Source organism: Leifsonia shinshuensis (assembly GCF_014217625.1).
Lineage (GTDB): Bacteria > Actinomycetota > Actinomycetes > Actinomycetales > Microbacteriaceae > Leifsonia > Leifsonia shinshuensis_A.
This window is the reverse complement of the sequence record NZ_CP043641.1, coordinates 2,618,845-2,632,293: the sequence shown is the minus strand read 5'-3', so window position 1 is coordinate 2,632,293 and position 13,449 is coordinate 2,618,845. Positions and strand designations below refer to the sequence as shown.

The following is a 13,449-nucleotide window of genomic DNA, read 5'->3' as shown; positions in this document are numbered from 1 at the left end:
GCATGAGCGGACCTCGGGGCGTCACCATCACGCTCCCGCCGCGACCACTAGCCTTGAGCCATGGCCCGCACGCCCCGCCCCAAGCCGAACGACGGCGCCGGCGCGGAGTGGCTCGTGACGGAGCGCCCCGAGTTCGTGAACGAGGTCGCTCGACAGTTCGCCCTGAACGTTCAGGAGGCGATTGGGGATGCGTCAATTCGGTCGGTGGCCGACCAAGCGGGACTCGATCACAACACTCTCCGAAGAGTGCTGCTCGGCGAGACGTGGCCTGATCTGATCGTGATCGCCCGGCTAGAGCGGCACTTTCACACTCAGCTGTGGCCTGGGCTGATCGATCGGCATTAGGGTATTCGGGCCGGTAGGGTCGGTTTCGACCCCGGATCTTCCCCAAATCGCGATTTCAATCGGGGATCTTCCCCAAAATGTCCTGGTGTCAGAGCGTGTACTGGGACAATCTCTGACAACTAGATCCGCTCAAACACTGGGCAAAAGGGGCCATTATCCCCTTTGTCTTATCTCTCTCTTCTTTTTAGGTCTCATAAGGAGAGAGAGGAGAGTATGTATCTCCGCCGGATTCGCGGAGTATATATATACCCCGGTATCTCTATAGGGGGCCTATTTTCGCCGAAACCATCGGACAAACTCCCGGACGGGGCACTTTCCCCTAGAAAACACTGGGATCGCAGTGTCAGAGCGGTGCTCTGACAAACTACGACAGCCCGACAGAAGCCTCTGACAACCCGGATCCGACTCTTTTTGGATGTTTGCCGCACACAAGCGTGTTGGCGGTGAAGTTCCGCCGCATGTAGCAAGTTGACGAAGGTCGCCACCGCGCATCCTGTGCATGGAAGCCCTGCAGGAGTCTCGGCTGAAAAAAATCAGGCCGGCAGCGACATCGTCACCAATACGCAACGAAGAGAACACGCAACGCCACAGCATCGGGAACACCGGCGCTCGCGCCCGCCACAGGCAAAGAGACCTCGCGGGGCAGCGCCGCCCAGAGATTGCTGAGGAGCCTACTTACCGCACAATCGCAACTTGGGAACCGAATAGAACCTGGTCATCGATCCGTCGGCCTGCTTTGACTGGCGGACGTGATCGCTTGCCGGCAAAACGAAAGCCCGCCCGGTCACGTTTGGATGTGAGCCGAGCGGGCTAGGAAATGTCGGCAGGTTTTGCCAGATTCGTCGTTAAGGACGCATCCCGGAGACTTCGGCCGGGTCGGTGCTGCAGCGGTTCGACCAGATGACTGCCGCCTCGTGGAGGGACGCATTCGGGGACTCGAGCGCATACTCGAGCTCGGCATCTGTCGGTTCGATGTACCACGGGTCGTTGTCCCCTTCGTTCATGGCGTCGAGTCTTTCGACCTTCCAGGGCTCGAGCGCCCCGGCGTGCATGAGGATGCGGTTCTCAAGCATGAATTCCCACAGTCCATGCTCGGCCGAGGGTGCATCGTCCGCTGCGTCGGACTTGAAGTCGTCAAGGTATCCGTCCTCGACGAGCGTCAGAATCTCGTAGATGTCGGCTTCGAACGGTGTGTACCCCTGGTGGTTCCACCAGTCGACGAAAGCCTGGCTGAGCTCGGGTCGGTCCGACTCGTAGGCATACTGAATCTCATCGTCAGTGGTGGGCTCGTACCAGTCGGGCATGAAGCTGACGAGCTCGTCTTCAGCGTACTGGGGGAGGGTTTCGGCTTCCTTGGAGATGCGCGCGGTGAGGAGGAGGTCGTACGCTTCGCGTTCGGAGGTGATGCTGGTCATTGTTCGGTCTTTCGGTGGGAGTGAACGGTTTCGATCACTCCTATGCGCGACCTCCGATGCCAGCTGTTAGGTCCTGGGGTTGCCTGCGACTAGTGGCCGGTGCGTCTGCCTCACCTGGCCTAGTCGCCGGATCCTCCGGCTGTGAGGCACACCCGACAAGCGACCCATGAAATCGGGCTATTCCGCAGCTCGACCGACTCACGCGGAATGGCGTGTGGCAACCGGGTAGCCGTCTCGCGCACGACCCTGAAGGATCCCGACACGGTTACGACCTTCGACTACCTGAAGCTCAGTTGCGGCGGGTCGAGCAGTCACTGCAGGATCAGGACAGGCGGAACCATCCAGGATTCTGGCCCTCCCCACACCTTTCGAACTTGCTGCGGGCACCGGCTGAGTCGTTGGACAGGCCCGTTCGAGAAGTCGTCGACCACCGAGTGTGTGTTGTTATCGGCCGAAACCGCGATCGTCGGGTTGAGCCAGTCTGGGAGGGAGTGGACACCTCGACCCGGCGGAGCCTATGACCGCGACATCCTGGATGGCATCGGTCCTGTTGTCAGCGGAGCTGACGAGAATAGATTGAGACGGGACGGTGGACATGGAACTGACTTCGCGTGAGTTGGCGACGGTCATCCTCGCTGCTGTGTTCCTCATAGTCGCGGTCCTCGTCAACAACGATCGTGCCGGGCTCGGCAAACTCGGTGCGACCGCGATGAAGTTGCTCTTCCACCCGAAAGTGTGGCCGGTCTTCCTCGGGTTCTTCCTCTATAGCAGCACTGTCATCTGGTTCGCGCACGTATGGCATCTCTGGGCGTTCGACCTGTTGAAAGACACGATCATCATCGTCCTGTTCACCGGCATCCCCTTGGTTATGAGTGTGTTTGATGATCGCAGCGGCGGGTCGCTGATCGTTCGCCTCATCAAGCAAGTGATCGGGATCGGCGCGCTCCTGCTCGCGTACATCAACCTGGCATCGTTCCCGCTCTGGGGGGAACTCATCTTCCAGTCCGCTGTCGCAGTCCTGCTGCTGCTCGTCACCTTCGGCGAAGCCGGCCCTGACGCCACGCATTCCGGCGTAGCACGCTTCGCCCAGATCACGCTCGGACTGGTCATTCTCGGCGTGTTCGTCTACACCACCTACGTCATCACCGAGTTCAGCACGTTAAATTGGGACGAAGAAGGACGCGCCTTCCTACTGTCCATTTGGCTGCCAATAATGTTCCTCCCCGCCGTGTACCCGCTCGCATACGCCGGAGCATGCGAAGTCGCGCTTACCCGCATTGCCTTGCAGAACAACCGCGAAAAGCCGCCGGCTCTTGTCCGATTGGCTGTCATCGTCGGTCTACGCTTCAGCCTCCGGTACGCAAACGGGCTCACCGATCGGTGGCCCGCGACGGTAGCGGAAACGTGGACGTACCGCTCCGCTGCGCAGGTGATGAGCGAGTTTCGGGAAGCGGCGCGTGCGGGCGCGCGTGGCCGGAAGAACTACGCCGAGCAGGTGAAGCGGATGACCGGTGTTTCCGGCCGTGATGCTGACGGGCTCTGGCTGGATAGGCGAGAGTTCGAGGGTACGAAAGAGGTTCTCCGAAACCTCGGCTTCACGCAAATGAGTTACGCCGGCGATCATAAGAACCGTTACCGACCTGACATGGAGCCGTTAATGTGCGGCTGGGGATGGGACAAGCTGCCGGCGGCTCCCGGGATCCAGACGTCCACGTCAAAAGACAGGCGGACGTGGGCCGCTTGGCGGCGTACGGCAGGAGGTTACTTCTTCGGTGTCGGTGGCCGCACGGACAACATTTACCAGCTGTGGCTGTACGACGGTGTGGACGCTCCGGCCGGTTTCCCGCAGGCGGGCGCGTCCGGCTGGGAGACCGACACCGAGTCGCTTTCGTTGGAATGGCAGAAGGATGACAACCCTCCGCCCGAGGTTCTCGCGCCGCGAGGAGTTCGGTAGAGCGAGCTCGACAGGTGAGTTCGACGGCCAGGGGGCAAACTTCGACGATGTACCCTCGCCTGCGTGAAGTGCGCGCGTTGAGCTCTACTCTGACCTCATGTCAGACCCTCAGTTGCAGTCATCCACAGAAGCCCGGCGTGACCTGGTAATGAAACTCGGTATGGCGCTCATTGTGTTCGGGAGCGAAGCGAAGCGTCTGACCGCGGGCGACGAGCTCACGGGTCAGCAGAAGAGGCGACTGCTTCCGGCGGGCCTAGTCGGTTCGATCGGTGGAGAGCTGGCGGCCACGATCTCCTACCTGGCACTCGGTCGCTGGGCCTACGGCTCCTTAGCCCTGGTCCGCCAACTTGTCGAAGTCGAGTACCTCAGCTGGGCGGTAACGAACGACCCCGACGACGCATGGGATTGGTTCGAGTCCGACCGACGGACTCGGCTCGAGCGCTGGCAGCCCGGCAAGATCAGGCAGCGGTCCGAAGGCCTATTCCCGAACTCGGACTACCACGACCACTGCGAGGCAGGCGGCCACCCGATTCCGCTGCCAGCCATGCAGATCCTCGACAACCGAGATGCGTCAGTTGAGGTGGCGCTTTACGAGGCAGCCCTTCACGGATCCGCGACCTGGCACTACCTGCTGAACGCAGTCGAAGACCTCCCTCTGCTGCACGCGATCGAAGAGCAACATCGGCTGGTCGACCGGGCTTACGACACCTGGCGGGCCACAGACGACCTGACCAACGCATTCTCAAGCACCGAACAATAGCCGCTGGCCGGTCAGCACTAATGAGAGGCGACGGGTGCGAGTTCCGTCAAGCCGGCGCTAAGAGCACCATGCAATCTCCAGGATTGGCGACCGATCAAGGTTTCGCTCCTTCGACGATGCTGATGTGCCCGTATCTTCGGCCCGGCCCAGTTCCTTGCGGCAGACACAGCGCAAACGTGCGCTGTCATGCTGCTTCGCCGTCGCCGCGAAGGCGTTTGGCGGCACCCAGGTCGTACTCCAGCGCTTTGACCGATCTAGTCACACTCCATCTGCCAAAGGCGGACGCGAGCCCCCACAGGGTCCAAGGGGTGAGTATTCGAAACACAGTTCGGTGCCACGGAACGACCGCGGACAGGGAGATGGCCACGCATGCAGCTATCGACACGGTAAGTGGGGCAGTTTCCGTCACCCTCATCAATGGAGGGATGTGACTGTCGAAGAGGATCGGCGCCACCCTCGGAGCAAACAAGCTGACGACCGTGGCGGGCACAACGAACGCGAAGCAGGTTGTGACCACTTGTTGGACCAAATCGACGTGGCGCCCCCAGCCGTCGTGCGCCGTCGGCCACATGGCAATGACCGCGGCAACAGCGGACACTGCGACCACCGCCAACATTTCCGCAGCAAGGGTCAACCGTTCTGGCCACGATCCAGCCACGAAAAAGCAGGCGACAACACACGCCAAACCTGGAACACCGATGTTGATCAGCAGAGTCAGCCATCCATGTCGCCGGCTCTGCGTTGCGACTCCGACAAGACGACCGGAACGGTTCTGGCCCTTTTTGATCAGCCTTTCCATCTCAATGATCCGGCCGTCGAGATCCCCGACGAAGAAGCGGGTGAGCAGCCCCGCCAACATGGCACAGCCCGCTGCGACCACAACGACGACCCCCGCTAGGCCGACGTCGTGGCTGAGATGATGGATGCCGACAACGACCGCGACTGCGTACGCGACTGCGAGCACCGCTACGATCTGGCCGCACCGTACAGCGACATCCCGTTCTCTTCGTTCGGTCGCACCGTGCTCGGAGACGCCAATCGCGTACACGCTCGCGAAGCTGGCAAGGATCACCGTTAAGGCGAGTGGCAGCACCAGTGCAGCCGAATCCGCAAGTGAGGCGCACGCCAGTCGAACTCGATCTACCACCGGGCCCGGGCCGTCGCCGAAGTGCAGCAGGAATGCACCGAGGCCAGCGAGGTTGAGCGTGAAGAAAGCGGTGTAGACGCCAGCGAGGATTAGACGGCCGGCCACGCGCGGCGGCGAGCCGCCTGCCAGCCACACGTCAAAACCTCGCACCTCGCTCACCGCGCCCCCATTTCAGTCTTCCATTCCTCTGAGTGAGCAGATTATCCAGTGCCAAGGACACTGCTCGCGGAGAGCATTTCCCAGCGCTAGCCAGCTTTCGCTTGGTTCCACGTTCACTACGGACGCGGCTCGCCCCAGGGTGCCTCCGGCTCGCCATCGACTCGACGCCGTCTGCGTTGCGTTCCCATCGCGAAAACACCCAGACATCTTAACGGCACGGAGCGTGAGCGACGACGAGGGGGAGGCGAGCCGGGGACGCCCCGTAGCGCGAAGGTGCTAAACGATGCGCTGGCGTAGACGCAGGCGTGCAAAGGTCACTCGACTACGGGGTATCCGATCCTCCGCACCGCATTCGACCACAGCCAAATGTACTCGTCGTACTTCGAGCCCGCGGGTCTGAATCGGACCAACACTGCACCGCCAGGTGTTGACGCGATAGCGTCTGCTTCCACTTCGATGACGTCAGAGTAGGTAACGCGGACCGGGACGATCGCGCGAACGCGGACGGGCCGTTGCTCGTCGCGCCGCCGCCCCGTGCGGCGTACCAGGTTGTCGGGGAGGCTGACTGGTTTCGGCTGTCGCTCTCGTTCCTGTGCTTCGGCGTTCAGGTCGGGCTTGCCGAGCTCGTAGCGTTTCTGAGTCACGCGTACACGCCGGTGAGTTGCCAGCGGGTGCCTTCGAGTTGAAGCACGTCGAATACCTTAGTGTCGCCGTCGTTGACGCTGCGGCCTTGGAACCGCCACCCGACTATCCGATGCGCCGCGTGAGTGGGAGCGACGTCGTCGAACGGCTCATTGATCGGGGTTGGGGTGTCCGTTACGAGATAACGGGCACCACGCCAGACGAGGCGGGTCGGCCGGTTGTTCTCGGTCCAAACGGAGACGATCTCTGATGCGTGAGCGATGGCCATATCCACCTCCAAAACTCGAACAAATCTTCGAAAAAAGAATATGCCCGGTCACCTCGACACGCCAAGCGGCCTGCGGTTCCTGGGGCTCGGCGCCTCATCCCATCGGGCCCAACGACACGGTAGTCACCATAGCGGGCTAAGATAGGGGTAATAGCCAGGAATTAGTCGTGTATAGATACAGGGAGTTGGGAGAGATGACGAGCGTGGATATAACCGTTCCAGTGCCGAGCGACAGGATCCCCGAGTTCTACCGTGTCTTCGCTGACTGGATCGAGGGGGGCGCTCATGCATTCGCAGACGAATCGCAGTCAACGACGCGGCAGCAGGTAGAACAAAACCCAGCGCAGCGATGGTGGCTGAGCCTGAACGCCAACGAACGGGCGTTCTTTGGCGTCATGATCGACACCTCCCCGCGAATGGTTACCGGCGAAGAGGTCGCGCAGCGTATGGGCCTGGAGTCGGAGAGTCGAATTGGACCGGTCCTTTCTTGGTCCCGGCGAAAGGGGGAGAAGGCCGGTCTGGCCGTGTGGTGGGAGTTTCGCCAGGACCCGATCACGGGCGTGCCCATGTACGGAATCGAAGACACCGACTTCGCGGAGAAGATTCGCAAGGCACGCGAGGCGGCGGAAGCCTGATGAGTAATCTCGATGTCGGCGGTCGACGCGAGTACGCCACGCTCGAAGAAGCGCTGCGCGCCTTTCCGTGGTGGCCGGCGGAGAATCTTGAGGCTATCCGTGGGCACCTCTCGCGGTTGCAGATACAGTCCGTACATGTTCCCCCGAGTGGCGGATACATCGGGCTGCGAGTCGACGGATTTGAACGGATGGTCTACGTGGCTTTCGGGTACATCGACGGCCTGAAGACTGAAACCGGGGAGCTGACCTGGGTGGAGCTGCCGGTCAATCGGATTCGGGAGGGCGGATACTGGCAAGACCACCGCCCATCTGCAGATCCTTGCCTCGTGTGCGGGCTGCTTTTGCCGATCAGTGGAGTGTGTGACGAGTGCGGGTAGAACGCGGGGAGTAGGCAGTCAGAACTTGCGGCCGGGGCGGCACAGGAAGAACGCTCATTCCTGCTCTTCATCTGATTGCCGATCATGTTCCTACCTGCCGTGTCCCCATGAGAAGACGATCGACGACCTCGACGTGGAGCTGCGTAGCTCCGTCTATGCATATTGGCACCTGATGAAACTCTGTTTCCCGCACCCGCGGGACAAGACCGGTGCCGGAGCGTCAATCATCAACTTCGCCTCCGAAGCAGGCGTTATGGGTGACTCGCTATATGCGCCGTATGCAGCGGCTAAAGAAGCGGTACGTGGCCTCTCACGTGTCGTCGCCCGTGAATGGGGGCAGTACAACATTCGCGTCAATACCGTTTGCCCCAACGGGATGACAGAAAACGTGTCCGGCGGTCTCCAGTACCTTAACCCGGAACTGCGCGACCACGTGGAGAAGGCTTTCGTCAATAACCCGTTCGGTCGCGCCGGCGACCCATACGAGGATGTTGCGCCGGTCGTCGTCTTCCTCGCCTCCGACGACAGCCACTGGATCACCGGTCAGAACATCCACGCCGACGGAGGCGTCCTAATCAACGCCTGATGTGAACTTCGGGGGGCGCCGGGCAGAGCGCCTCCCGAAGCGCATCACTCGTTCGTCGTAAGCTGTAGCTTACGAAGGAGCGACGATGTCGGAGACGATTCGCCAAGCACGGAAAGCACTCAGGCTCACCATTCGTGAGCTCGCCGACAGGCTCGAAGTGTCCGCCGCCGCGGTCTCGCAGATGGAGAAATCGGAGGCCGACGAAACCATCAAACTCGCGACGTTACGGCGCGCCCACGGCGCGCTTGGCAGCCGCCTCAGCGTCTCCGGCTCCGCGCCCAGCCTGCAGGTCTTGGAACGGCGGGAGGACGGGTCGCCTGAGAACTGCACCGGGCGATCGCGGTGAGACTGGGTCTGTTTGTCTCAGCAAGTACAAGCAGCCGGGTTTCTGCGCCCCGCTGAGGCGCCCGGCCCGCCGCGTCCGAATGGTCCGATACTCGCAGGCTCACGCGACGTGAACTGGGGCTGGTCCGATCCCCTTGCTCCGGACCATCGTGGTGTGGTTGTCACTATTGGAGGTTCTATGCCCATCCCCGTCGTACTCGATTCGTTCAGCTGGCCATCGAAGAAAGCCGCAGAGGCCGACTTCCGGGCGATCCTCCGGGAATCGGGATACAAGGTCGGAGACCGAATTACCGACCCCACCCATGAGCAGATGCTGCTCGAGCTTCTCGAACGTCACCCCGAAGCGGCGGAGAAAACCGGGCCTGGAGTGGACCACTTCTTCATCGGCAGAACCGCCGACGGGAACCACTCCTTCGCCGTAGCCGACGACGCCATCGGGATCTGGATCCGCCGCGTTGATGGATCGCCGGAAGACTTCAGCTACCGCACCGCCATCCACTCGCACACAGCCAAGTCCGACGCGAAGGAAGCGATGCGCGAACTCGTCGACGCGCGACGACTGCGATACCGAGATGAGCGCTTCGCAGACGGGCACCCTGTGTATAGCGACCTCAGCGGCGACCTCTTCCGATCGCGAGATTCAGCTCAAGTTGTCTACATCGACCCGACCTGGCCGCAACTCACCTATGCATTCGCGATGAACGAAGGTGGCTGGGACAAGATGCCGGTCCACTCAGGGCACGGCGCCACCCGAATCGGCAGCGTCTTGGAGGACGAGGCGCAAGCAGAGCGCTGGCTCGAATTTCACGAAGCCCACGCGAACTTCGGCCTAGCGACAGCCAACGAAGCCGCGCGACGCCCGCGAAGCGACGAGAAACCGTGGACGCCGTGACGGACGCGGGGACTGCGCCGAACGTTGAAGTCGAGTCAGATGAGTCCTCACCGAAGCGGCGTGTGACCGTTCTGCTCGGCGCCGGCGCGTCGAGGCCAGCCGGTCTACCGTTGACCAACCAGCTTGCGCTTGATCTGATGAAATCGATCGAAGAAGACCGCCACGTCGGCACCGACGTCAAGTATGCGCTAAACAACGCGTACGCGTCGATGGTGGAACACGCGACCGCTGCGGGTTCGAGTCCGCTCAACGCGGTGAACGTCGAGAAGCTATTTTCGGCAGTTCGGCTGCTACGAAGACGGGACACCCATGAGGCCGCCCCATTCGTGCCGAGTTGGAAGCCATCCGTCGAGCGCGCCGACCATCACCCGGTCACGGTGAGTGACCGAGAACTCCTGCAAGCGATAGACCGCGGGATCAAAGGGCCGTGGACGAACGAACTCGTCCCGCGAATCCAGCAGATCGTCCGCGCAATGACCCAGCCAGGCGACGGAGCAATCTACGCACAAGTTGAAGCGCAACTCCTTGCCCACGCCGCTCGACGCTTGTCTCAGGTAGGCGACGTCGCCTACCTTGAGCCGCTCGCTGACCTCGCGCGAGCCCAGGTAGGCGGTCTCGACGTCACCACTCTGAACTACGACACAACTGTCGAGCAGATGTGCGAACGAGTCGGGGTTGACGTAAACGTTGGAGTCGCTGGGCTCGCTGCGTGGCATGGCGAACCGTTCCCGCCGCGGGACGGCGCGATGAACCTCATCAAAGTACACGGGTCGATTAGCTGGACGAAACAGAAAGCCCAGGAGGTCCCCGGCCAGAGGCGACTCCCCGCGGACCTCATCGTCGAGGTCCCCGCAGGCGAGAATCAAGCGCCGGCGATCGTGATCGGCGACCGGGAGAAGCTGGAAACCGAGGGGCCAACGCTAATTCTCATGCGGGCCTTCGAAGGGGCGCTGGACCGGGCAACCCAGCTCGTGGTCGTTGGCTACTCATTCGGCGACGCACACATCAACGCCGTCATCCGGGACTGGCTGAACTCCGACCCGAGCAGGTCGATAGTGGTTGTCGACCCGGGTTGGGAACAACGGAGCACCGGGCTGTGGGGCGATCCGACGAACTTTGCTGAGGCCGTCAATAGACTTGCAGATCCGTTCGACAAGAACGGTCCTCCTCGCCTCGCGGTGGTCCGCTTAGGCGCGGAATCCGGCCTTACAGAGGCTCTGGGATACGAGCCTCCGACAAACACCGACAGCGGCTTCGGCATCGAATGGGCACCGACGAAGTTGCGAGTCGCGTTCTTCGGCTCCGCTATCGAGAATCTGAGGATCGAGTTCGTTAGAGCGTATTCAGCCTCCCACCGAGCGCTTAAGGCCTTGCACGTGCCTGAGTCCGGCCAGCCGCCAGCGGAGGCTGTCGATGTCGCGTACCTCGGTGCTGGAGTCTGGACCGAGATCGACCTCATCTGGGACGAAACGAACACCTCACGCCAAGCGAACCTCTACATCACCGGGACAACACCAACGCATCACGTCAATCAGTTTGTCGACCACACCTTCGACGCACGCCCTGAGTGACTCCTCGCCGCTAGAACGGTCCTCTGCGACGAAGAAGTGAATCAGTTGAGCAGCTGGTGACGTCGGCACCAACACTGACGGGCGGACCGGACGGGCGCACCCTTGCGACACGCCGAGCACGCCGACCGACACCCATACCAATTGGCAGAGCTCAGCGCTCGTGCCCAGAGCAGGATTGTGTCAGTGGTTGGTGTCAATCGGCACCAATTGGCGGGGGATTCTTTTCGCCGGTCCAGGGGATTGTCAGATTCAACACCCCCTGAATTATCGGGTTTCGCGCAACCTTAGATAGCCCCGCCGACTTGAAGCCCATCGAAGTGGCCCGTTTCCCTCCGATGGAACCATCCCACCTCTTCCGGACATCCCCCTTCTGAGCGCGATTCTGAGCATCGCGCCGACGTCGCGAGTGGGAGGGGCTTCATTCGGCCGCGATGTCCTGAGGGCCACGCGTCTGTCCGGGGGGACTGCGGACGCGTGGCCCTTCTCGATCGTATGAACCGACCACTAGCGCGAAGACCGGCGGTGGACAGCTCCGTCTGCCGTCCGTGTTAGTCTCGCCTCGATCGCGAGGGGGACGAGAATTGCACGACACGGGGGAGATCTCTGACTCCGCGCTGTGGCTGGAAGCCTCCACCGGCACCGAGCGTTCCTTCGCCATCCTGTTCGACCGTTATCGCAGGCGAATCTTCCGGAAGGCGTACGCTCACGTCCGAAATGTAGCCGACGCCGAAGACGTCGTCGCGCTGGTCTTCTTGGAAGCGTGGCGCAACCGCGCCAAGGTGCGGATCGTCGACGGCTCTCTTCTGCCGTGGTTGCTGTCCGTGACCAACTTCGTGCTCATGAACCAGGCCCGCACGAAGCGGAGGCACGGACGCCTCATTGCGGCCCTCCCGGCGCCAGGACAGGAACCCGACCACGCCGACGATGTCCTCGAACAGCTCGATCGGGACGCCCAGCTGGTCGCAGTCCGGGCCGCGATGGCGCACCTGAGCGCACAAGAGCAGTCGATCCTCGACCTCTGCCTCATCGAAGAGCTTCCGATTGCAACCGTTGCCGCCGCGTTGGACATTCCCATAGGTACGGTGAAGTCGAAACTGCATCGCGCCAGGGAGAAGGTCCGGAAGCGACTCACGAGCCACGGCGCAATGCCCGACCTCACCGCCCAGCTGGACGGAGTGCAATCATGAGCCCCGCATACGACCGCGACGACATGCCCGACATGACGACGGTCCGCACGGATGCGATCCGGGACGCGCTGATGACCCAGGTCCGCAGCGAACCGGACCAGCGGCGTCTGCGCTTCCGGCGGCGCTTCGCGATCTGGGGAAGCGTCGGCATCCTCGTCGTCGGGGGTCTCGCAACAGCCGCCACCGCCGTCGTCTCAGCGCAACACGTCACCAATCGGGACGGCGTCTACTGCTTCGCCTCCGCCGAACGCGGCGCCAACGGCGAGTACGACATGTCCGGCGCGACCATGTACGACCCGGACGCGGGCGGTGGGCGGGTCGAGAACGCTCTCGAACTCTGCCGGACGATGTGGCGTCAAGGAGTGTTCAACACGGATCACGACCCGCTGGCCGCCTCGAACGCACCCGGTCAGGTGCCGGCGCAGCTTCAGGTGTGCGTCATGAGCGACGGCACCGCTGCGGTGGTTCCAGGGCGGCCCGGTGTGTGCCAAGCGGTCGGGCTCGCCCCGGAGAAGACCGACTGAATCGACCGCAGCGACCGGACTCCTGGGTCGAGTGGCAGTTGTGTTCTGTTCGAGCGCCTAGTTCACTAGAGCAAAAATCGCAGGGCTGAGCAGTGCGATGAGGTATGCGAGGAGTACCACAAAGCCGACCACGATCGCCGCGACGGCTAGGCGGTGGGGAGCACCCGATGGTCGTTTCGCCAGGACCGTGAACCCCAAGATGATGCCCGCAGGCGGAACGATGATTGCGAGGATGAGCGCGGTAAGCGCGAGCGCGCGTCGGTCTGCCTGAGACTGGGCCTCAACCGATTCTGATTGCATTTCTTTCCCCTTTTCGACTGTCAATTGTTTGGTCAACCCCGGTCACGAACAGGCCTTCCCGTGTCGCCGCGCGATATCGTCACTGCGGTCAAGAACGCGCTAGCCGCTCGGCTGGCACGACTGGGGTTGCCGGCATCTGGTTCGGTATTACGGGCAGCGAACTGTGGGGTTTGCGCCCAAACCTCTCTGCCCTGGAAGTCGGGTTTACTCGGATAATCGATTGAGGTTTGTGGAGCACGCGAAGCGGCTGATCGATTGGTGACGGTACGCCAGGCTCGCTCGTGGACTGACCGAGACACAGCGGCCGATGGGCTCGCGACGCCCATCGGCCGCTGGCTCGTC

Annotated in this window: 14 protein-coding genes; 11 read left to right on the top strand and 3 right to left on the bottom strand. The window is 62.1% G+C overall.

Going from position 1 to position 13,449, the window contains the following annotated elements:
- Positions 1-60 precede the first annotated feature (60 nt).
- Positions 61-345 (top strand): hypothetical protein, encoded by a 285-nt coding sequence (locus tag F1C12_RS12600; protein WP_185275341.1) that lies wholly within the window; start codon positions 61-63, stop codon positions 343-345.
- Between the two features lie 845 nt (positions 346-1,190).
- Here the strand turns inward: F1C12_RS12600 and F1C12_RS12595 are convergent.
- A complete protein-coding gene (locus F1C12_RS12595; protein WP_185275340.1) occupies positions 1,191-1,760 on the bottom strand; it encodes a hypothetical protein in 570 nt (189 codons plus the stop codon).
- A 589-nt stretch (positions 1,761-2,349) separates the two neighbouring features.
- On the opposite strand from F1C12_RS12595, the gene F1C12_RS12590 reads away from it, so the two are divergent.
- Positions 2,350-3,714 (top strand): hypothetical protein, encoded by a 1,365-nt coding sequence (locus tag F1C12_RS12590; RefSeq protein WP_185275339.1) that lies wholly within the window; start codon positions 2,350-2,352, stop codon positions 3,712-3,714.
- Positions 3,715-3,811: 97 nt separating this feature from the next.
- Positions 3,812-4,474 (top strand): hypothetical protein, encoded by a 663-nt coding sequence (locus tag F1C12_RS12585; protein WP_185275338.1) that lies wholly within the window; start codon positions 3,812-3,814, stop codon positions 4,472-4,474.
- Between the two features lie 184 nt (positions 4,475-4,658).
- On the opposite strand, the gene F1C12_RS12580 is transcribed toward F1C12_RS12585, so the two are convergent.
- Together F1C12_RS12580 and F1C12_RS12575 are read right to left on the bottom strand one after the other, a co-directional pair.
- The gene (locus F1C12_RS12580; RefSeq protein WP_185275337.1) at positions 4,659-5,780 is read right to left on the bottom strand and encodes a hypothetical protein; all 1,122 of its coding nucleotides are present in this window, start codon (positions 5,778-5,780) and stop codon (positions 4,659-4,661) included.
- A gap of 640 nt (positions 5,781-6,420) precedes the next feature.
- Positions 6,421-6,690 carry a hypothetical protein gene (locus F1C12_RS12575; RefSeq protein ID WP_185275336.1) on the bottom strand — a complete coding sequence of 90 codons (270 nt, stop codon included), beginning with the start codon at positions 6,688-6,690 and terminating at the stop codon, positions 6,421-6,423.
- Positions 6,691-6,884: 194 nt separating this feature from the next.
- On the opposite strand from F1C12_RS12575, the gene F1C12_RS12570 reads away from it, so the two are divergent.
- The 8 genes from F1C12_RS12570 to F1C12_RS12535 all read left to right on the top strand — a co-directional run bounded on the left by F1C12_RS12570 (position 6,885) and on the right by F1C12_RS12535 (position 12,807).
- Positions 6,885-7,325, top strand: a complete 441-nt coding sequence (locus F1C12_RS12570) for a hypothetical protein (protein WP_185275335.1) — start codon at positions 6,885-6,887, stop codon at positions 7,323-7,325.
- On the top strand, positions 7,325-7,702 hold the full coding sequence (locus F1C12_RS12565) for a hypothetical protein (protein WP_185275334.1): 378 nt from the start codon (positions 7,325-7,327) through the stop codon (positions 7,700-7,702). The genes F1C12_RS12570 and F1C12_RS12565 overlap by 1 nt, the downstream gene beginning before the upstream one ends.
- 133 nt (positions 7,703-7,835) lie before the next feature.
- Positions 7,836-8,288 (top strand): SDR family NAD(P)-dependent oxidoreductase, encoded by a 453-nt coding sequence (locus F1C12_RS12560; RefSeq protein WP_185275333.1) that lies wholly within the window; start codon positions 7,836-7,838, stop codon positions 8,286-8,288.
- An 85-nt stretch (positions 8,289-8,373) separates the two neighbouring features.
- Entirely contained in the window at positions 8,374-8,634 is a 261-nt protein-coding gene (locus F1C12_RS12555; protein WP_185275332.1) for a helix-turn-helix domain-containing protein, read from the top strand.
- Positions 8,635-8,811: 177 nt separating this feature from the next.
- Positions 8,812-9,525: a DCL family protein gene (locus F1C12_RS12550; RefSeq protein WP_185275331.1), complete on the top strand. Its 714-nt coding sequence runs from the start codon at positions 8,812-8,814 to the stop codon at positions 9,523-9,525.
- A complete protein-coding gene (locus F1C12_RS12545; protein WP_185275330.1) occupies positions 9,513-11,096 on the top strand; it encodes an SIR2 family protein in 1,584 nt (527 codons plus the stop codon). Before F1C12_RS12550 ends, F1C12_RS12545 begins: the two co-directional genes overlap by 13 nt.
- A gap of 581 nt (positions 11,097-11,677) precedes the next feature.
- Positions 11,678-12,283: an RNA polymerase sigma factor gene (locus F1C12_RS12540; protein ID WP_185275329.1), complete on the top strand. Its 606-nt coding sequence runs from the start codon at positions 11,678-11,680 to the stop codon at positions 12,281-12,283.
- Positions 12,280-12,807, top strand: coding sequence for a hypothetical protein (locus F1C12_RS12535; RefSeq protein WP_185275328.1), 528 nt, complete (start codon positions 12,280-12,282; stop codon positions 12,805-12,807). Before F1C12_RS12540 ends, F1C12_RS12535 begins: the two co-directional genes overlap by 4 nt.
- Positions 12,808-13,449: the final 642 nt, after the last annotated feature.